Raw genomic sequence first — 19,048 nt, 5'->3', positions numbered from 1 at the left:
GTTCCTGGTTCGGGTTGTCTTGGAGTGACAAACCTTGATACCGGAACCCCGCCTCTCACACCCGATCAACACACCCTTGACCAGCCACGCCCACGCCTAACTGAACGGCGTTGGCTCTAGGTCGGCCCGTCAGATGCCCGGCGGTGTGTACGCGACCTTCTCTCGAATCGCCTGGTCGACTTCGTCCGGCGTGAGCACCGGCGTCACCCGCGTGTCCAGCCCACCCGCCGCCCGGATGTCGATTGCCAACGCGGCGGCGGTCTTCTGGTCCGGCAGGTCACACACCACGTACGTGTCGTCCGGGCCGAATCCGAAGTACATCGACTCCATCGTCCCACCGGCGTTCTCGACCATCTTCCGCACGACATCGGCGCGCTTGCTGCCACCGTCCTTGCTGAGGCCCTTTATGCCCTCGACGGTGTAGGTCGACTTGAGCAAAAACTTGGCCATCTCGAAGTCCCTCCCTCACACTGTGGCAACCGCTCAGCGCGTACCCTGCCGTGCCACGCGCGCGGCGCCCTCGACCTTGGCCCTGCCCTGGTCGCGCGCGGTGCCCGACGTGCCGGTCGCCGTCCGCATGCGCCGTTGCTCCGGCCCGTGCTCGACGGGCGAACCCTGACGGCCCCGGGCACCCCCTGCCCGGGTGCCGCCTCCCGCGCGCCGATTCGCCGCCTGGATCACGCTTGTTCGGCTTGTGGCTACCCATGGCCGGGCGCGTACCCGGTAGGCCAGCGGCTACGCGTCATCCGTCCAGGACCCGGAACGGGTGCGGGCACGCTGCGCCGCGCAGCCGCTCGTCCAGCGCATCGAGGTCCGGCCTGCCACCAGTTTCGCGAGGATCCGTGGGGGAAAGCCCGACGCGGCGATCCTCGGCGGCATGCAGGACAGCGAGCGCGGCAACCTCTCGGACTGGGTGATACCCGGCAAATGCCGTCGGATGCCCAGCCAAGCGGCATGCGGTCCCGACCGGGGCGGGACCTGTAGCTCTGTGACCGGTTGAGGTGCGGAGCGACTGGTACCAGGAAGACAAGTGCTAGGAGGCGACTGGAGATGCGAGCGTTGGTTTATCACGGTCCGGGCCGCAAGAGCTGGGACGAAGTCCCGGACCCGACAATTCAGCAGGACACCGACGCCGTCGTCCAGGTGGACGCGGCAACCATCTGTGGCACCGATATGCACATCCTCAAGGGGGACGTGCCGACGGTCACGGATCGGCGGATCCTGGGCCACGAGGCCGTCGGCACCGTGGTCGAGGTCGGCACCGGTGTGAAGAACGTCCGCGTGGGTGACCGGATCCTCGTGTCCTGCATCACCGCCTGTGGCCGCTGCCGGTTCTGCCGTGACGGCCGCTACGGGCAGTGCGTGGGTGGCGGTGGTTGGATCCTTGGCCACCGCATCGACGGAACCCAGGCCGAGTACGTACGGGTGCCGTTCGCCGACAACTCGACCTATTCACTGCCGGCCGGGGTCAGCGACGAACAGGCCCTCATGCTCGCGGACATCCTCCCGACCGGGTACGAGGTCGGCGCGCTCAACGGTGCCGTCCGTCCGGCTGACACCGTCGCCATCGTCGGAGCCGGCCCGATCGGATTGTCCGCGATTCTCGGTGCCAAGCTCTTCACGCCGAGCCATGTGGTCGCGATCGATCTCGCCTCCGGACGGCTCGAGGCGGCCAAGCAGTTCGGCGTGGACGTGGTGGTCAACAGCAGCGGCCAGGACCCGGTCGCTGAGCTGATGCGGCTCACGAACGGGCTCGGCGCAGACGTCGCCATCGAGGCGGTCGGTGTCCCCGAGGCGTTCGAGCTGTGTACCCGCCTGGTACGCCCCGGTGGACGGGTGGCCAACATCGGCGTGCACGGCAAGCCGGCGACGCTGCACCTGGAAGAACTCTGGAACAGGGACATCACGATCACGACCGGCCTGGTCGACACGTACTCGACCCCTACGCTGCTCAGGCTGGTCGCCGCGAACCAGATCGACTCGGCCCGGCTCATCACCCACCGCTTCGCTCTCGGCGAGTTCATGCAGGCCTACGACGTCTTCGCGCGGGCCGGCGAAACCGGCGCGCTCAAGGTCGTCCTCAGCCGGTAGCCCAGCCAACCTGTCAGTCACGTGGAGACGTCCCGTGGTCAGGTGCCGGGCGGAGCCGACATGTCGATCCAGACGGTGCCGGGCAGGGCCCGCGGGCGGCGGCGGGTGAGCCGGTCGGCGTGGCCCGCCAGGCGGCATCAAGGACGCGCAGCCGCAGGTCGCGCACCTTGCCGACGGTGCCGTAGTGCATTGAGTCGGGGGCGGGTAGGCCAATGCTGCCGGGTAGGTGAGATCGGCTCGGGGAGCCTGCCGAAGTTTCCATCGGTGGGTGTCCCCGAGCCGCCCCCGGTCCCGGCGTACAGCTGGGCTGGCCGCCAGCGAGGTGCCGACGGTCAGGTCCGTTTCGACGGATCCCGACCGGTCCGGAGGTGCGGCTTGCGGATGAGCCGCGTGAGCCGGGATCCTGCACCGCCGGCGACCGCAACTCCGGCCGACAACGCCGGAATCCGGCCGCCCTGAGGGCGGCCGGATTCCACGTGATACTGCTAGTTCTGGACGATGCAAGAACGTCCGGTTATCGGGCACGACCATTTCACGGCCACGAGTGCGGTGTGGATGGTGCGTCGTGGTCCGGCCACAGTGGTGGGTCGCACCGGGCAGTGGGTACGAAGCGGCGACTGCCGCGGGGATGAGGGGGTACACGGCGATGGCCGGCCGGGTGGCCGATGTGCCACAGGCGGCGTTGCCGGCCTGTACCTGCGACCGGCCTTATGTCACCGGGTGACCCCACGGCAGATAGTGGGGCTGATGGTTGCCAACACAGCGAGAACAAGCATGGCCACGCTGATCGCGACAGCCGTCCATATCGCGCTGGTCAACTCGATCACCGTTCCGGCGAGGATGGAGCCGAGCGGAATGGCGCCGTAGCTGGCGAGTTTGGAGGCGGTGGTGACGCGCCCCTGTAGTTCGTCGGGTGTCGCGGCCACCCGCGCGATGACGACGGCGACGTTCCACACCGGGCCGACGAACGCTGCGGCGGCGAACAGAACAGCGATCAGCACGGGCTCGGTCAGCACGGCGAAGACGGGCAGCATCGCCGCCCAGACCGGTGGGGATCTCCTGGCCGGTCCGGGCCTGCTCGACCAGCCTCGCCCGGCGCTCGGCGGACAACCCCGCTTTGAAGATCAGTGCCTGGTAGGAGCCGTCCGCGAGCCACCGTAGATGCCCGATGGACACGCTCGCGCCGATCCGCCAGGCCAGGTCCGCGCCGGTCGCTGCGAAGGAGTCGAACAGGTCGAAGGAGTACAGGCCCGCGTCGGCCAGTACCAGCATGCCCGGCCCGACTCGCGGAGCCAGATCCTTGATCAGGGTGCGTTCCCCGGTGCGGCACGAGCCGAGCACTGCCCCGACGATCGCGTGGCTGCCGCACTCGGCCAACACCGCGACGTGCAGTTTCGGGTATGCCGACGCCTTCGGCCCCGACCCCGTCCGGCCGAAGCGTTCTGCGTTGGCAGGGGTGTCGGCCACGTCGAAACTGGTCGCGTCGATCGCCATCAGCCGGCGCCGGGCCAGCCAGGCGCCCTTCGTGCCCGGTCCGGCCAAGGGCACGCACGCCCGGTCGAACAACATCTTCACCGGCTCGGCACCCAGCCGCTGACGTGCCTGGGTGATCGCCGAGGCCGTGGGGACCTGCCAGTCGTCGTCCCAGGAACCGAGTCTGCGCAGGTTACCCACCAGCCGGCGCATCACCTCGTCATAGGACTCGGCGCAGAACAACCCCATCGCGATCACGTAGCGGATCATCACGTGCGCCGGCAGCCGCCGGACCCGCTTCTCCCGCCGCTGGCTGCGGTTGAGTACCTCCTCCAGCAGATCCCGGTTGAACCGGGCCGACACCACCCCGAGCCCGATGTGATCGGTCAACCGGCCCCGCGGCCGCAGCGGCTCCACTTGAGACAACGTCACGCCACGGCACCGTACCGACTCATCGGCCCCCCGTCAGCTCACCGGGCTGACCAGCACTAATGCCTTAACTGAACGGCATTGCGTCATGGCCGATCCTGCCCGACGACGTGCAGGTGATCCGTCCGCAGGACTGGACAATCCGGCGTCGGCGGACCTTCGTCAACTCGAAACCCGCCTGCTGCATCTGCTGACGAACACTCACCACTTCGAATCGGCGCCGCGCTCCGCCGGGTGGAGAACGACGCGCTGCCCAGATATCCGCCCGATCAGGTCGCCGCCGCACTGCGGCGGGCCATCAGCATCGTGCTGAAGCACGAGAAGACGGGGTGGTGCGGGTCCTGACCTTCGCCCTGGGAGGCCGTTTCTCGGCTGGCGTGCGGTCCTCGAACGGTTCACAGCCGTCTCGAGTGTCCGCGTGTCGTCGGCATGGTGTCGCGCCCATCACCCCGGCAATGGATCTCGGGAATTTGCCGGGTTGAATTGCCCGTACGCGAATGGTGTCGTTCTGTATGCGCCGTCGATACACTGCGGAGTCGACCCGGGTCTTCGGGACAGTTCAGCCGAACCTCCAGAGAGGACACCGTATGCTTCTGCGTCGTACCGCGGCACTGCTCGTCACGGGATCGTCGTGCCCGGCTTCCTGGAGTACGTCACCTTCGCGGAGGTCGGCGACGGGCACGCGGTCTACCCGCCCGGCGACCCGCACGTCGAGCGCGCCCAGGCGATGGTCGCGGCGTTCGGCCCGGTCTTCGGGTACGCCGAGCAGATGGGCGTGAAGGTCTTCCTGCTCACCGACATGCTCGCCGTCTCACCTCCGTTGGAGGCGTACCTGACCAAAACCGTCGGCGGACTCGACGTGGCCGACCCTCGGCTGTGGGCCGTCTACCAGGCCGGGCTGGCCGAACTGTTCGGCAGTATGCCGTTCGTCGACGGCCTGATGGTGCGCATCGGCGAGGGCGGCGAGGTGTACGCCGAGGACGGCTGGGACTACTCGTCGAAACTCGCGGTCACCACGGAGGCATCCGTGCGCACGATGCTGCGAGCGCTGCTGGACACCGCAGGTGCGGCAGGCAGAGAGGTCATCTTCCGTACCTGGACGGTGGGCGTCGGCGCCGTCGGGGACCTGCACACCAGCCCGGAGTCGTACACGCAGGTGCTGGGCGGGTTCGACGACCCGCACCTGATCGTGTCCACGAAGTACACCCTGGGCGACTTCTACAGTCACCTTCCCCTGAACACCACGCTGCTGGCCGGTGGGCACCGCCGTGTCGTGGAGTTGCAGGCCCGACGCGAGTTCGAGGGGTTCGGCTCGCTGCCCAACGACCTCGGCCCACTGCACCGTCAGGCGCTACGCGAGTTTCTCGCCGCCAACCCGAGGGTCGAGGGCGTCTGGAACTGGACCCAGGACGGCGGACCGTTGCGCGCCGGGCCCATGTCACTCCACCTACGCGCCGGATTCTGGCAGCTGTACGACCTCAACACGTACGCGACCGGCCGGCTGGCCTGGGACCCGGACGCCGATTCGGCGCAGGTCACGGCCGACTGGGCGTACCGCACCTTCTCCGCCGACCCGGCCACCGTCGCCGCGATCGGGCAGGCCATGGCGCTGTCCCGACAGGCGGTCACCACGGGCCTGTACATCGGGCCGTACGCCGACAGGTCGGTGCGGGCGCTCGGGCTGGAACCGCCGCCCATGATGTGGATCTTCGAGTGGGACATTCCCACCGGCGACTCCGCCGCGCTCGACAGCATCTACGCGGTGACCGGTGGTCGCGTCGACGCGGCGATCGACGAGGGCGAGCAGGCGGTCACGCTGGCCCGACGCATGCGCGACCTGGTCGCCACGACCGACCCGGGGACCTGGCGGGATGCCGCGCTGCGCGCGCACTTCACCAGGACGCTCGACTACCAGGTGAACCTGTTCGAGACCCTGGGCGCCTACCGGACCATGGTGCTGCGGCACGCGCAGTGGCTGGACACGGGCTCCCCGGCCGCCCACCACGGCTGGCGGTCGGCCAGGACGGCGTACCGCGATGCGCGCGACGTGCACCGGCAGCGCTACGGCGGCGACCTGGACCTGCCCGCGTACCACTTCACCGCCGCCGATCTCGGGGCGCAGCGCGCGGACCGCGACCCGGCGATGGCCTGGGCGGCCCGGCTGCTGCTCGGGTCGATCCTGCTGGTGGTACTGCTCGGTCTGCGTGGGCGCGGGTTCGGCGGGGCCGCCGCGCGGGGGCTGCTGCTCGGCGCGGTCCGGCCGTGGCGGGTCGCCGCGCTGCCGGTACCCGGGTCCCGGGTGGACCGGATGCTGGTGTGGCTGCTCCCGGCCGGTGTGCTGATGGCGAGCCGGCTCGTCTTCACCTGGTTCGCCGCCCCGGCGCACCTGCTGGTCACCCTCGGCGGGTGGGCGCTGTTCGCCCTCGTCGTGCGTTTCGCCGTGGGCCGGCGGGATCCGTTCCACCTGTGGGCCGTGGTCGGCGGCGTCGCGTTGCTGCGCAGCGTGCTGCTGCTGGCGGCGCTCGCCGGGCGCGGTCCAGGACGGTACTGGTTCGTCTTCTGGACCGTGCCGGCCCTGCGCGCGGTGTACGTCACCGTCGCGGTCGCGGCGTTCTGCTGGCTGTTCGTGGCCACCGCCGTCATCCTGCGGGACCGGTACGGTCTGCGGCGTCGACGCGCCGCCGGGCTGACCCTGACGGCTGCGGGTGTCCCCCTCGGCGTGCTGTCCGGGCTGGTCGCGGTGGTCGGTCTGGAGGACGCGCTGACGGCGTGGAACGACCAGTTGGCGCTGCTGCCCTGGGGGCTGTCCCGCATCCTCGGTATCACCGTTCACCTGGGTGTCCCCGCCAGCCTGCCCGGGTACGCCGCCGGTGTCGGCGTCACCCTGGCCGCTGTCGGGCTGCTCCTGACAGCGGGCCGACGACCGGGCCTAGGGTGACGGGCCTGGCACGCCCTGCGCCCTCCGCCGGCGGCACCGGGAACCGGAACCCGCTCACCCTGGATGTTCCTGGACCGCGCGCGGGTCGCCCTCAGCTCGGGCACGTCTTCGGCGCCGGCGGAACCGGCTTCGTCCGGCTCAACTTCGCCACCTCGCCGGCGGTGCTCACCGAAGCCGTCACCCGGATGGGTCGGGCCGTCGACGCGCTCCCCCTGACCTGGGCCGGTGACGGGCGGGCCCCGGTCGATCACTGGATGGATCGACCGGGGCCCGTCGGTTGGGAGCCGGGTCAGGCGAGGTCGAACCGGTCGAGTTCCATGACCTTGGTCCAGGCTGCGACGAAGTCCGTCACGAACTTGTCGCGCGCGTCCTGGCTGGCGTAGACCTCGGCGAGGGCCCGCAGCTGGGAGTTGGAGCCGAAGATGAGGTCGACCGCGGTGGCGGTCCACTTCACCTCGTCGGTGGCCAGGTCCCGGATCTCGTACACGTGCTCGTCGGACTCCGACGCCTTCCACCGGGTACCCGGGGAGAGCAGGTTGGCGAAGAAGTCGTTGGTGAGCACGCCGGGCCGGTCGGTGAGAACGCCGTGCCGCGTACCTCCGGCGTTGGCCCCGAGGGAACGCAGGCCGCCGACGAGGGCGGTCATCTCGGGTGCGGTCAGGTTGAGCATGTAGGCGCGGTCGATGAGCAGTACCTCCGGCTGGGTCTTCTCACCGGGGCGCAGGTAGTTGCGGAAGCCGTCGGCGCGCGGCTCAAGGACCCGGAAGGACTCGACGTCGGTCTGTTCCTGCGTGGCGTCGGTGCGGCCCGGGCGGAACGGCACGGTCACCTCGACGCCGGCGTCGCGCGCCGCCTTCTCGACCGCGGCCGAGCCGGCCAACACGATCAGGTCCGCCAGCGAGATCTTCGCGCCGCCGGCGGAGTTGAACTCCTGCTGGATGCCCTCCAGGGTCGCCAGGACCGTGGCAAGCTGCTCGGGCTGGTTGACCTCCCAGCTGCGCTGCGGCTCGAGACGGATCCGCGCGCCGTTGGCGCCACCGCGCTTGTCGGTGGACCGGAAGCTGGCGGCGGAGGCCCAGGCGGTGGAGACCAGCTGGGCGGTCGTGAGGCCGGACTCCAGAACCTTCGCCTTGAGGGCGGCGACGTCGGCTTCGCCCACGAGTTCGTGGTCGACGGCCGGCACCGGGTCCTGCCACAGCTGGGGCTGCGGGACCCACGGGCCGAGGAAGCGGCTGACCGGCCCCATGTCGCGGTGCAGCAGCTTGTACCAGGCCTTGGCGAACGCCAGCGCGAACTCGTCGGGGTTCTCCAGGAAGCGGCGCGAGATCTTCTCGTACGCCGGGTCGACGCGCAGCGACAGGTCGGTCGTGAGCATCGTCGGCTTGTGCTTCTTCGACGGGTCGTGGGCGTCCGGGACGATCGCCTCGGCGTCCTTGGCGACCCACTGCTTCGCGCCACCGGGGCTCGTGGTGAGTTCCCACTCGTAGCCGAAGAGGATCTCGAAGAAGCGGTTGCTCCACTGCGTCGGCCGGTCGGTCCACGTCACCTCAAGCCCGCTGGTGATCGTGTCCGCGCCCTTGCCGCTGCCGTGGGTGCTCAGCCAGCCCAGGCCCTGCGCCTCCAGCGGAGCACCCTCGGGCTCGGGGCCCACGTGGTCGTCGGCGACGCCGGCGCCGTGGGTCTTGCCGAAGGTGTGGCCACCGGCGATGAGGGCGACGGTCTCCTCGTCGTTCATCGCCATCCGGGCGAAGGTCTCGCGGATGAAGTGCGCCGCCGCGGCCGGGTCCGCGTTGCCCCGGGGGCCCTCCGGGTTGACGTAGATGAGACCCATTTCGGTCGCCCCGACGTCGGCCGCCATCTCCTTCTCGGAGACGTAGCGCTCGTCACCGAGCCAGGTGTCCTCCGGACCCCAGAAGATCTCCTCGGGCTCCCAGACGTCCTCCCGGCCGAAACCGAAGCCGAAGGTCTTGAAGCCCATCGACTCCAGGGCGACGTTGCCGGCGAGTACGAGCAGGTCGGCCCACGAGATCTTCTGGCCGTACTTCTGCTTGACCGGCCACAGCAGTCGGCGGGCCTTGTCGAGGTTGGCGTTGTCCGGCCAGCTGTTGAGCGGGGCGAACCGCTGACCACCGTCGCCGGCGCCGCCACGACCGTCGTGGATGCGGTAGGTGCCTGCGGCGTGCCAGCTCATCCGGATCATCAGGCCGCCGTAGTGGCCGAAGTCGGCCGGCCACCAGTCCTGCGAGGTGGTGAGGACCGTGATGATGTCCTGCTTGAGCGCCTCGACGTCGAGGTTGCTGAACTCCTCGGCGTAGCTGAAGTTCTCCCCCAGCGGGTTGGACTTGGACGAGTGGGTGTGCAGCACGGAGAGGTCGAGCTGGTTGGGCCACCAGTCCCGGTTGGTGCGCGGGCGACCTCCGGTCTTCGGGGTGGGCGAGTCGATCGCCGGGTTCTCGCTCTCGCTGCCGTGCGCGGTCACGGAGTCGTGCGCGACCGGGCAGCCGGCCGCCGCCTTCTTGTCCACGCCCTGCGCGCTGGCGGGGCGGTTTTCCTGGGTGTCGCTCATCTGCTTCCTTCCGAACTGGCGGATCACTGGGAGGTGCGTTCGGTCGCACAGTCGGGGCAGGTGCCCCAGTAGACGACCTCCGCCTCGTCGACCGTGAAGCCGTGGTCGTCGGAGGCGGTGAGACAGGGAGCATCGCCGACGGCGCAGTCGACGTCGGCGATCGCGCCGCAGGAGCGGCACACCACGTGGTGGTGGTTGTCCCCCACCCGGGACTCGTACCGGGCGGTCGCACCAGCAGGCTGGATGCGCCGCACCAGACCGGCGTCGGTGAGGACACGTAACACGTCGTACACCGCCTGATGGGATACCGTGGGATGATTCGCCCGTACCAGGGCGATGACCGTGTCGGTGTCGACGTGCGGATGGTCACGCAGCGCGGTGAGCACCGCCAACCGGGGTCGGGTCACGCGCAACGAGACCGCCCGGAGTTGGGTCTCGAAGTCGGACGTCATGTGTCGAACATAGTCCGCTCTTCTGGAATGAATCAAGTTTTTGGCCGAACTGAGCCCGCGCGCCCTCGACCCAGACCCCGGGCCGGGAGGTCACCGAGCACCCGCGCCTGCGCGAGCCGACGTCGACCCACAAGACGACGGCCCACCGCGCCCCTTGCCGGTCGCTCCCAGACCGAAGCCCGGCAATCCACGAGACGGAAACGGCGCACACCATCTGCAACCGTGGCGCACACCGTTGAGATTCAGATTTCCCCAGGGGTGACGAGACGCCCCGTCGACACGGCCCGCAGCACACGGAGCGCAAGATGATCGCTGGCGGGTGCCCGGGGAGGTTGGCGCGGATCAGCCAGAGGCGCCGGTGGTGTCCACGGTCACCCGCCGCCGATGCGGTGGCACCTCCTGGTGTGGCCTCGACGCGGTCGGTCAGATCGTCATGCACGCTGGAGCACCGGCCGGACCGTGCCGCGACGAGACGAATGCCCGGCAGCGCACCTGCCCCGCAGAACGGACCGCTACCCGTAAAAAGAAATCTGTCAATATAAGGGGAGGAGTACCTCCGAGGAGAGGCAACCACATGCGACACCTCGAACGGTCGACACCGGGCAACCGACGCCACGGGCCAACTCACCCACTGGACTCGGCATCCGGACGGTACGCGAGCCCGGTGCGCCACGTCGCGCTCACGCTGGTATCCGTGCTCGCATCGCTCAGTCTGCCCACGATGGCGCTCGCCACGCCCACGACCGGAGCCGGCAGCCCGGCACCACTGCTCGACACGGCCAGCACCGGGGCGCTTCCCGGCAGGTACATCGTGGTGCTCCACGGTGAACCCGGCACCGCCCACGCGGCGCACGCCGCCACCACCATCGCCCGCGCCGAGGCCGCCGGAGTCCGGATCAGCCACCGGTACGACCGCGCGCTCAACGGTTTCGCCGCCGCGCTCAGCCCCGCACAGGTGGCCGCGCTACGCGCCGACCCGGGCGTCGCCTACCTCGCCGCCGATCAGCGGATGGCGGTCAACGACACCCAGTCGCCGCCGCCGAGTTGGGGCCTGGACCGGGTCGACCAACGCAACCTGCCGCTCAACAGCCAGTACCAGTGGCACAACGGCATCACCGGGGCCGGGGTGACCGCCTACGTGATCGACACCGGCATCCGGGCCACCCACCACGACTTCGCCGGCCGGGTGGTGCCCGGATTCTCCGCCGTCGACACCAGCAACGGCATGACCGACTGCAACGGTCACGGCACGCACGTCGCCGGCACGCTCGGCGGTACCGCCCACGGGGTGGCCAAGGGCGTCCGGCTGGTACCGGTCAAGGTGCTGGCCTGCAACGGCAGCGGCACCGTGTCCGCCGCCATCGCCGGAGTCGACTGGGTCACCGGGCGGGCCACCCGACCGGCCGTGGCGAACATGAGCCTCAGCGGCAGCGCCAGCGCGCCCCTGGACACGGCGGTGAACAACTCGATCGGCCAGGGCATCACCTACGTGGTCGCGGCCGGCAACAACGGCTCCAACGCCTGCGGCTACTCACCGGCGCGGGTTTCCTGGGCGATCACCGTCGCAGCGACGGGCCGTACGGACAGCCGGGACTCATACTCCAACTACGGCACCTGCGTCGACATCTTCGCCCCCGGCAGCGGCATCACGTCGGCCTGGCACACCTCGGACAGCGCCACGAACACGCTGAGCGGTACCTCGCAGGCGAGTCCGCACGTGGCCGGCGCGGCGGCACTCTACCTCCAGACCCACCCCGACGACACGATCAGCGCCGTGTCCAGTTGGATCGTGCTCGAGATGGCGACCCGGAACGTGGTGACCAACACCGGCACCGGCACGCCCAACCGCCTGCTGTACACCCTCGGCGTCAGCAAGTTCGCCACCTGGGCCTGCCTGCCCAACACCAGGATGCTCAGCGGCGACTTCGACGGCGACGACCGCGACGACCTCGCGCTCACCGGAGCCACCGGCGGGTCGATACCCGTGGCCTTCTCCACCGGCAACGGCCGGTTCCGGCTCACCAACCAGCCGCAGCAGCAATTCGCCACCTGGGCGGCGACACCCGGCGTGCAGGCGGTCAGCGGGGACTTCGACGGCGACGGCCGCGACGACCTGGCGCTGGCCGGCGGAGCCGACTGGAATTGGCTGGCGGTCGGCTACTCTAACGGCGACGGCACCTTCCGGCCCACCCCGATCGGCCTGCCCAGCTTCCCCGCGCTGGCCCGGGTGACCGGCGCCCAACTGCTCAGCGGCGACTTCGACGGCAACGGCCGGGACGACCTGGCGCTGGCCGGCGGGACCGGCTGGACCACCATCCCCGTCGCTTTCGCCAACACCGACGGCACGTTCACCGTCACCGAGCAGACGGTTCCCGGCTTCCCCGCCCGCGCCGCCACCACCCGCGCCCGGGTGCTCAGCGGCGATGTCAACGGCGACAGCCGCGACGACCTGGTGGCGACCGGGGGCACCGGTTGGACCACCATCCCCGTCGCCTTCTCCAACGGTGACGGCACGTTCACCGTCACCGACACCGGCGTCGCCGACTTCCCGTCGTACACCGCACAGAGCCAGGCCAAGGTGGCGATCGGCCGATTCCACGACGCCGGCCCGCAGGCCGACCTGGCGGTCGCGGGACCGTTGCACCCGTCGTCCACACCGGTTGCCGTGTCCGACGGCATCGGCGGCTTCACCGTGGTCAACCGGATGTACGCCCCCTTCCCGGGCTACGCCGCGCAAGCGACGCAGATGGTCGCCGGGGACTTCAACGGCGACGGCCGTGACGACCTGGCGGTCTCCGGCGGGGCGAACTGGCCCTGGATACCGCTGGCGTTCGCCAACGGGGACGGCGGCTTCACCCCGAGCCTGACACCTACTCCCTGACCGACCCCGGTCACCGGTACGGCCACCGGCCCGGCGGTAGAGCTCGGCCACGTACATCTACGCCTTCACCCCACAGCGGCTGCAGGATCCGGGTGGGCGGTCACCAGGGCACCAGGGTGACCGCTCACCCGCTGCGGTGTCGTGCGGGGGACGGTCCCGGACGTGGCGTACCGGTGAGCGGGCCGTCGACGCAGGTGGACGCGTCGGTGGAAGCGGCTCGGGCCGTGGTCAGTCCTTCAGCGGGTACGGGACGAAGGTGCTGCGGTTCTCGTCCAGGTCGAGTTGCCGGCTGATCGGCGCGGCGGCCCGCTGCGGGCAGGTCATCCGTTCGCAGGTCTTGCAGCCGGGGCCGATCGGGGTGCCGGCGTCGGCCGCGTACAGGTCCATCCCGGTGGAGTAGACCAGCCGGTCGGCGTGCCGGGTCTCGCAGCCCAGGCCGATCGCGTAGACCTTGCCGGGCTGGTTGTAGCCGCCGTGGTGGCGGGTGATGGTACGGGCGATCCACAGGTAGCGTTGCCCGTCGGGCATCGCGGCGACCTGGACGACCACCCGGCCGGGTGAGCTGAACGCCTCGTAGACGTTCCACAGCGGGCAGGTGCCTCCGGTGTGGGAGAACGGGAAGCCGGTGGCGGACTGGCGTTTGGACATGTTGCCGGCCCGGTCGACCCGGACGAAGGAGAACGGCACGCCCCGCGCGCGGGGGCGTTGCAGCGTGCTGAGCCGGTGGCACACCGTCTCCCACCCCATCGCGAAGTGCTGGGTGAGCAGGTCGATGTCGTAGCGGTGCTGCTCCGCCGCGGCCAGGAACTGCTCGTACGGCAGGATCAGCGCGGCGGCGAAGTAGTTGGCCAGACCAACCCGGGTGAGAATTTGGGTCTGGACGTCGTCGAACCGTTCCTCCTCCACGATCTCGTCTATGACGTCAGCGAACTCCAGCAGCGCGATCTGCGCCGCCATCCGCATGGCCTCCTGTCCGGCCCGCAGCGACGTCGACAGGTGCAGGGTGCGGGTCTGGGGGCGGTAGCGGTGCAGTTCGTCGCCGAGCGTAACGGCGTCGTCGCGGTGGACGTGGACGGCGTGCCGCTGGGCGAGCCGGTCCTGCAGGGCTGCGCGGACCCCGCCACGGCGTAGTCCGATGTTCGCGGCCAGCCGTTCTGCGGCCTCGTCCAGGTCCGGCAGGTAGTTCTGTCGGCGGTAGAAGAACTCGGTCACCCGGTCGTGGGGGCTGCGGCCGACCGTCTCGCGGTCACCGAGCAGCTCGGCGAGTTGCTCGTCGGCCTGCCGGTACCGGCGATGCAGGTCGATGACGGCCTCGGCGACCTCGGGCAGCCGGGTGGCGAGTTCGGTGAGATCGGTGACGGCCACCCGTCCGGGAAGCGCCTCGCGCAACCCGGCGACCAGTCGCGGCGTGTCGCGCGGGGCGAAGACGGTGGGGTCGACGCCGAACACCTCGGTGATGCGCATGAGCACCGGGACGGTCAGCGGTCGCGCATCGTGTTCGATCTGGTTGAGGTAGCTGGGCGAGATGCCCAGTAGGCGGGCCAGGTGCGACTGGCTGAGCGCGCGGTCCTCGCGCATCCGGCGTAGTCGGGCGCCCGCGAAGGTCTTGGCGATCTCCCTCACCCCCCTCGACTGCTGATGGCGCGACACCCTTTGCAGGCTGCGAATATACCCGTTCACAACTTCGCAAAATGGTGCGGAAAATTCCCAGAACTTGGCATTTTCCGTCTCTCGACCCCACTGTGGGTGCCGTGTGACCGTTGGCGCACGCCGCACCGGCACCCGGGTTGACGCCACACGAGTGGGCCGACATGCCGGCGTCATCGACATCCGAGGGGACGACATGATGCAGAACGCCGTCGAGCAGTTGCGTACCGAGTGGGAGACCAGTCCGCGTTGGCAGGGGGTACGGCGCAGCTACCGGGCGGAGGACGTGGTGCGGCTGCGCGGGGCGATCCAGGAGGAACACACGCTGGCCCGGTACGGAGCCGACCGGCTGTGGCAGCTCCTGCACAGCGAGGACTACATCCACGCCCTGGGCGCGCTCACCGGCAACCAGGCCGTGCAGATGGTCCGGGCCGGCCTCAAGGCGATCTACCTCTCCGGCTGGCAGGTGGCCGCGGACGCCAACCTCGCCGGGCACACCTACCCCGACCAGAGCCTCTACCCCGCCAACTCGGTGCCCGCGGTGGTGCGCCGGATCAACAACGCCCTGCTGCGCGCCGCCCAGATCACCACCGCCGAGGGCGACGACGGCGGGGTCGACTGGCTGGCGCCGATCGTCGCCGACGCCGAGGCCGGCTTCGGCGGACCGCTCAATGCCTATGAGCTGATGACCGCGATGATCGCGGCCGGTGCGGCCGGGGTGCACTGGGAGGACCAGCTCGCCGCCGAGAAGAAGTGCGGTCACCTCGGCGGGAAGGTGCTCGTCCCCACCGGGGCGCACATCCGTACCCTGGAGGCGGCGCGGCTGGCCGCCGACGTCGCCGGGGTGCCGTCGGTGGTCATCGCGCGTACCGACGCGCAGGCCGCCACGCTGCTCACCACCGACGTGGACGACCGGGACCGGCCGTTCGTCACCGGCGAGCGGACCGCCGAGGGCTTCTACCGGGTACGCAACGGTGTCGAGCCGTGCATCGCCCGTGGCCTGGCCTACGCCCCGCACGCCGACCTGCTCTGGATGGAGACCTCCACCCCGGATCTGGAGGTGGCCCGCCGGTTCGCCGAGGCGATCAAGGAGCAGTACCCGGACCAGCTCCTCGCCTACAACTGCTCGCCGTCGTTCAACTGGCGCAAGCACCTCGACGACGCCACCATCGCCAAGTTCCAGCGGGAACTCGGCCACATGGGCTACCGGTTCCAGTTCATCACCCTGGCCGGCTTCCACGCCCTCAACTACTCGATGTTCGACCTGGCCCGTGGTTACGCCGCCGACGGCATGTCCGCCTACGTGGCGTTGCAGGAGCGGGAGTTCGCCGCCGAGCCGGTCGGCTACACCGCCGTCAAGCACCAGCGCGAGGTCGGCACCGGCTACTTCGACCTGATCAGCACCGTGCTCAACCCGGCTGCCGAGACCACCGCCCTGCGCGGTTCCACCGAGGAGGAACAGTTCGCATGAGGTACGAGATCATCGGCCCGATGGGCGAACGGTTCGACGAGGTCCTCACCGCGGACGCGCTGGAGTTCCTGGTCGCGCTGGACAGCCAGTTCGCCGCCCGCCGGGTGGCGTTGCTGGACACCCGCCGGGCCCGCCGGGACCGGTATGCCACCGGGCAGCTGCCCGACTTCCTTCCCGAGACCGCCGCGATCCGCGCCGATCCCACCTGGCGGGTGGCCCCGCCGGCACCCGGCCTGGTCGACCGGCGGGTCGAGATCACCGGACCGACCGACCGTAAGATGACCATCAACGCGCTCAACTCCGGGGCGAAGGTGTGGCTCGCCGACTTCGAGGACGCCACCGCCCCCACCTGGCTCAATGTCATCAGCGGGCAGCTCAACCTGATCGACGCCCTGGACCGGCGGATCGACTTCACCGACCCGCGCGGCAAGCGGTACGCCCTCGGCGAGCAGTTGGCCACGATCGTCGTCCGGCCGCGCGGCTGGCACCTCGTGGAGAAGGGCATCGCGGTGGACGGGCGGCCCATCTCGGCCAGCCTGGTCGACTTCGGGCTCCACCTGTTCCACTGCGCCTGGCGGCAGCTCGACGCGGGCGCCGGACCGTACTTCTACCTGCCGAAGTTGGAGAGCCACCGCGAGGCACGGCTGTGGAACGACATCTTCGTCTTCGCCCAGCGTCACCTGGGCCTGCCGCAGGGCACCATCCGGGCCACCACCCTGATCGAGACGATCACCGCGGCCTTCGAGATGGAGGAGATCCTGTACGAGCTACGCGAGCACTCGGCGGGTCTGAACGCCGGGCGGTGGGACTACATCTTCAGCGTGATCAAGAACTTCGGGCAGTGGTCGGACTTCGTCCTGCCGGACCGCTCCGAGATCACCATGACCGTGCCGTTCATGCGCGCCTACACCGAGCTGCTGGTGGCGACCTGCCATCGGCGCGGCGCGCACGCCATCGGCGGGATGGCCGCGTTCATCCCCAGCCGGGATCCGGAGGTCAACGAGGCGGCCCTCGACCGGGTACGGGCGGACAAGCGTCGGGAGGCCGGCGACGGGTTCGACGGCTCGTGGGTGGCCCACCCGGGCCTGATCGACACCTGCCGTGAGGAGTTCGACGCGGTGCTGGGCGACCGCCCGAACCAGCTCGACCGGCTCCGTGACGATGTCAGCGTCACCGCCGCCGACCTGCTCGCCGTCGACAAGACCCCGGGCCAGGTTACCGCTGCGGGCCTACGGTCCAACATCGCGGTCGCCCTGCGCTACATCGACGCCTGGCTCGGCGGCGTGGGCGCGGTGGCCCTGTGGAACCTGATGGAGGACGCGGCGACCGCCGAGATCGCCCGCTGTCAGGTCTGGCAGTGGCTGCACCACGGCACTCCCCTGGCCGGCGGCGGCTGCGTGACCGACGAACTGGTCCGGTCCATCCTCGCGGAGGAACTGGCCGCTCTGGTCGCGCAACGCGCCGGAGGCGATCGGGAGCGCGCCGAGCGGGCCGCGCGGATCGTCGAGGACACCGCGCTCGGCGAGGACCTGCCGGCGTTCTTCACCACCGGGGCGTACGCCCGGCACCTCGGCCCGAACACCAGGTCCGACGTGCCGTCCTGCTGATCCGCGGATCGCGCCGGAGCCGGGACGGGGCACGCCCTTCCCGGCTCCGTCCCGGTCCCGTCGGTGGGCCGAGGCGTCGGCGGGGGTCTTCCACCACCCCTTGTCGCCGACGGTCACGCCGGCCCGCCGCGAGGCGCGGGCGTAGGGCCCGCGACGTGGTTTGAGGCGTCCCGGCAGCGGGGCCCACCGGGTCATCCGCCAGTCCGACTCCTCGCAACGGGCGCGGCGTATCCCCGGCGGGCTCGCTGCTGTGGGTCGGGGAGACGACGGTCACCCCGTCTTCCACCGGCGCTGCTCCCCCTGTCCCGAGCACCGCTGCACCCGGACCGTCCACAGCCACCTCGCCCCCTTCATCTGGCGGGGCTGGGATGGAGACAACTGGGATCACAGGCGGAAGCGACAACCGGGAGGGGGCCATGTCCTCACCGGTCCACTGACACGCCCGGCCGCTGACACGCTCCACGCGACCTCGCCGCCGGTGACGAGGCAGCCATTGCGTGGGCTCAAGGCGGCCAGCGTGTGGCGATCCACGACCTGCTTTTCGGGGAAAACCGGGACCGTGTCATCGAGGCGCTGCGGCAGTTCCCCCGGGAGTATGGGCGCGCGCTGCGCCGGGTGGAAGCCGCTCTCTCACCGACGTGGAGGCTGCCGGGTACCGACCGTTGGTGGAGACGGCCGCCATGCACGCCGGGCTCATCGATGCCCGGGCCGGGCAATGTCGCACTGTCGCGCTAGGTTCCGGCCCATGAGCCGTGACGAGTTGCAGCGGCAGTCGCTCGAGGCCGCATTGGGCGACGTTGAGACAGCAATCGACGAATTCGAGGGCGTCGCCGACTGGCTGGCCGCCCTCGGTGGCAGTCCGGTCGACCCGCTGGGGGCTGAGGCCTGGGTGTTCGACACGAATCTGACCCAGGTGCTGTTGGTGTGCCATCCGTGGCGGGGCTGGGTTCCGCCCGGAGGGAGAGTCGAACCCGGCGAGACACCTCGTGAGGCAGCCCGCCGTGAGTTGTTTGAAGAGACGGGTGTCGTGGCCGAGCTCCTCACCCGGCCGGCCGCTGTCCGCGTCCGCTCATACCATCCCGATCATCCGGCGACGCTGGGACTGTCGTATGCCGCGATCGTCGACCGGACTGTTCCGCTGGTGGCCGAGCCTGGCCAGCCCGCCGCCTGGATGAACCTGGATCACCAGTGGGAAAGCTGCTTCTCCGATGACCCATCCCGCATTCGTCGGCATGCGCAGTGGCTGGCCCGCCTTGCCCGATCTCAGCGGCGCACCCGGGTCCGCGATTGACATACCAGACATTCCGGATCAGCCGCTACAGCCTGTGATGCATTGTCCGCTCGTCCGGCGTACGACTGTCCGTCTATCCGGATCGGCCCGTCCGCCCCACCGGATTTCCCAGTGACCGCTGACAGCGCCTACAACGCAGTGAGCCATTCCGCGCAACGAGGTCAGCGCGGTGAGTGACGGTCCAGCTTGTCCGGAACGTGCC

Annotated in this window: 11 protein-coding genes and 1 pseudogene; 7 read left to right on the top strand and 5 right to left on the bottom strand. The window is 70.1% G+C overall.

The features are described from left to right. Positions 1-129: 129 nt before the first annotated feature. Entirely contained in the window at positions 130-450 is a 321-nt protein-coding gene (locus V6U90_RS29500; protein ID WP_334443616.1) for a GYD domain-containing protein, read from the bottom strand. A 600-nt stretch (positions 451-1,050) separates the two neighbouring features. Between V6U90_RS29500 and V6U90_RS29495 the strand changes: the two genes are divergently transcribed. After that, entirely contained in the window at positions 1,051-2,091 is a 1,041-nt protein-coding gene (locus tag V6U90_RS29495) for a zinc-dependent alcohol dehydrogenase family protein (RefSeq protein WP_334443613.1), read from the top strand. Positions 2,092-2,799: 708 nt separating this feature from the next. Here the strand turns inward: V6U90_RS29495 and V6U90_RS29490 are convergent. Beyond that, a complete protein-coding gene (locus V6U90_RS29490; protein WP_334443610.1) occupies positions 2,800-3,981 on the bottom strand; it encodes an IS4 family transposase in 1,182 nt (393 codons plus the stop codon). A gap of 643 nt (positions 3,982-4,624) precedes the next feature. On the opposite strand from V6U90_RS29490, the gene V6U90_RS29485 reads away from it, so the two are divergent. Both V6U90_RS29485 and V6U90_RS29480 read left to right on the top strand, forming a co-directional pair. Beyond that, positions 4,625-6,931, top strand: coding sequence for a hypothetical protein (locus V6U90_RS29485; RefSeq protein ID WP_334443606.1), 2,307 nt, complete (start codon positions 4,625-4,627; stop codon positions 6,929-6,931). 63 nt (positions 6,932-6,994) lie between these two features. Further along, positions 6,995-7,143: pseudogene (locus V6U90_RS29480) on the top strand (cystathionine beta-lyase); the annotation flags it as partial. A gap of 77 nt (positions 7,144-7,220) precedes the next feature. Here the strand turns inward: V6U90_RS29480 and katG are convergent. Both katG and V6U90_RS29470 read right to left on the bottom strand, forming a co-directional pair. Beyond that, positions 7,221-9,497 (bottom strand): catalase/peroxidase HPI, encoded by a 2,277-nt coding sequence (gene katG / locus V6U90_RS29475; protein WP_334443603.1) that lies wholly within the window; start codon positions 9,495-9,497, stop codon positions 7,221-7,223. 23 nt (positions 9,498-9,520) lie between these two features. Beyond that, positions 9,521-9,949, bottom strand: a complete 429-nt coding sequence (locus tag V6U90_RS29470; RefSeq protein ID WP_334443600.1) for a Fur family transcriptional regulator — start codon at positions 9,947-9,949, stop codon at positions 9,521-9,523. Positions 9,950-10,643: 694 nt separating this feature from the next. Between V6U90_RS29470 and V6U90_RS29465 the strand changes: the two genes are divergently transcribed. Next, positions 10,644-12,830: a S8 family serine peptidase gene (locus V6U90_RS29465; RefSeq protein WP_334443597.1), complete on the top strand. Its 2,187-nt coding sequence runs from the start codon at positions 10,644-10,646 to the stop codon at positions 12,828-12,830. A 228-nt stretch (positions 12,831-13,058) separates the two neighbouring features. Here V6U90_RS29465 and V6U90_RS29460 read toward each other — a convergent pair whose 3' ends face one another. Next, on the bottom strand, positions 13,059-14,453 hold the full coding sequence (locus V6U90_RS29460; protein WP_334443594.1) for a short-chain fatty acyl-CoA regulator family protein: 1,395 nt from the start codon (positions 14,451-14,453) through the stop codon (positions 13,059-13,061). Positions 14,454-14,676: 223 nt separating this feature from the next. Between V6U90_RS29460 and aceA the strand changes: the two genes are divergently transcribed. The 3 genes from aceA to V6U90_RS29445 all read left to right on the top strand — a co-directional run bounded on the left by aceA (position 14,677) and on the right by V6U90_RS29445 (position 18,846). Further along, complete coding sequence (aceA, locus tag V6U90_RS29455) at positions 14,677-15,948, top strand: isocitrate lyase (RefSeq protein WP_334443618.1); 1,272 nt, start codon at positions 14,677-14,679, stop codon at positions 15,946-15,948. Beyond that, entirely contained in the window at positions 15,945-17,555 is a 1,611-nt protein-coding gene (gene aceB, locus V6U90_RS29450; RefSeq protein ID WP_334443592.1) for a malate synthase A, read from the top strand. Before aceA ends, aceB begins: the two co-directional genes overlap by 4 nt. A gap of 745 nt (positions 17,556-18,300) precedes the next feature. Continuing rightward, the gene (locus V6U90_RS29445; RefSeq protein ID WP_334443590.1) at positions 18,301-18,846 is read left to right on the top strand and encodes an NUDIX domain-containing protein; all 546 of its coding nucleotides are present in this window, start codon (positions 18,301-18,303) and stop codon (positions 18,844-18,846) included. Positions 18,847-19,048: the final 202 nt, after the last annotated feature.

The sequence above is a fragment of the Micromonospora sp. CPCC 206060 genome (genome assembly GCF_036906895.1).
Classification (GTDB): Bacteria; Actinomycetota; Actinomycetes; order Mycobacteriales; family Micromonosporaceae; genus Micromonospora.
The sequence above is the reverse complement of the archived record's forward strand: the minus strand, read 5'-3'. Positions and strand labels throughout refer to the sequence as shown.

What these genes read in the sequence shown, in the direction of transcription:
- V6U90_RS29500 (WP_334443616.1), bottom strand. Translation starts at nt 450, where the DNA reads ATGGCCAAGTTTTTGCTCAAGTCGACCTACACCGTCGAGGGCATAAAG.
- V6U90_RS29495 (WP_334443613.1), top strand. Translation starts at nt 1,051, where the DNA reads ATGCGAGCGTTGGTTTATCACGGTCCGGGCCGCAAGAGCTGGGACGAA.
- katG (WP_334443603.1), bottom strand. Translation starts at nt 9,497, where the DNA reads ATGAGCGACACCCAGGAAAACCGCCCCGCCAGCGCGCAGGGCGTGGAC.
- V6U90_RS29470 (WP_334443600.1), bottom strand. Translation starts at nt 9,949, where the DNA reads ATGACGTCCGACTTCGAGACCCAACTCCGGGCGGTCTCGTTGCGCGTG.
- aceA (WP_334443618.1), top strand. Translation starts at nt 14,677, where the DNA reads ATGCAGAACGCCGTCGAGCAGTTGCGTACCGAGTGGGAGACCAGTCCG.
- aceB (WP_334443592.1), top strand. Translation starts at nt 15,945, where the DNA reads ATGAGGTACGAGATCATCGGCCCGATGGGCGAACGGTTCGACGAGGTC.
- V6U90_RS29445 (WP_334443590.1), top strand. Translation starts at nt 18,301, where the DNA reads ATGAGCCGTGACGAGTTGCAGCGGCAGTCGCTCGAGGCCGCATTGGGC.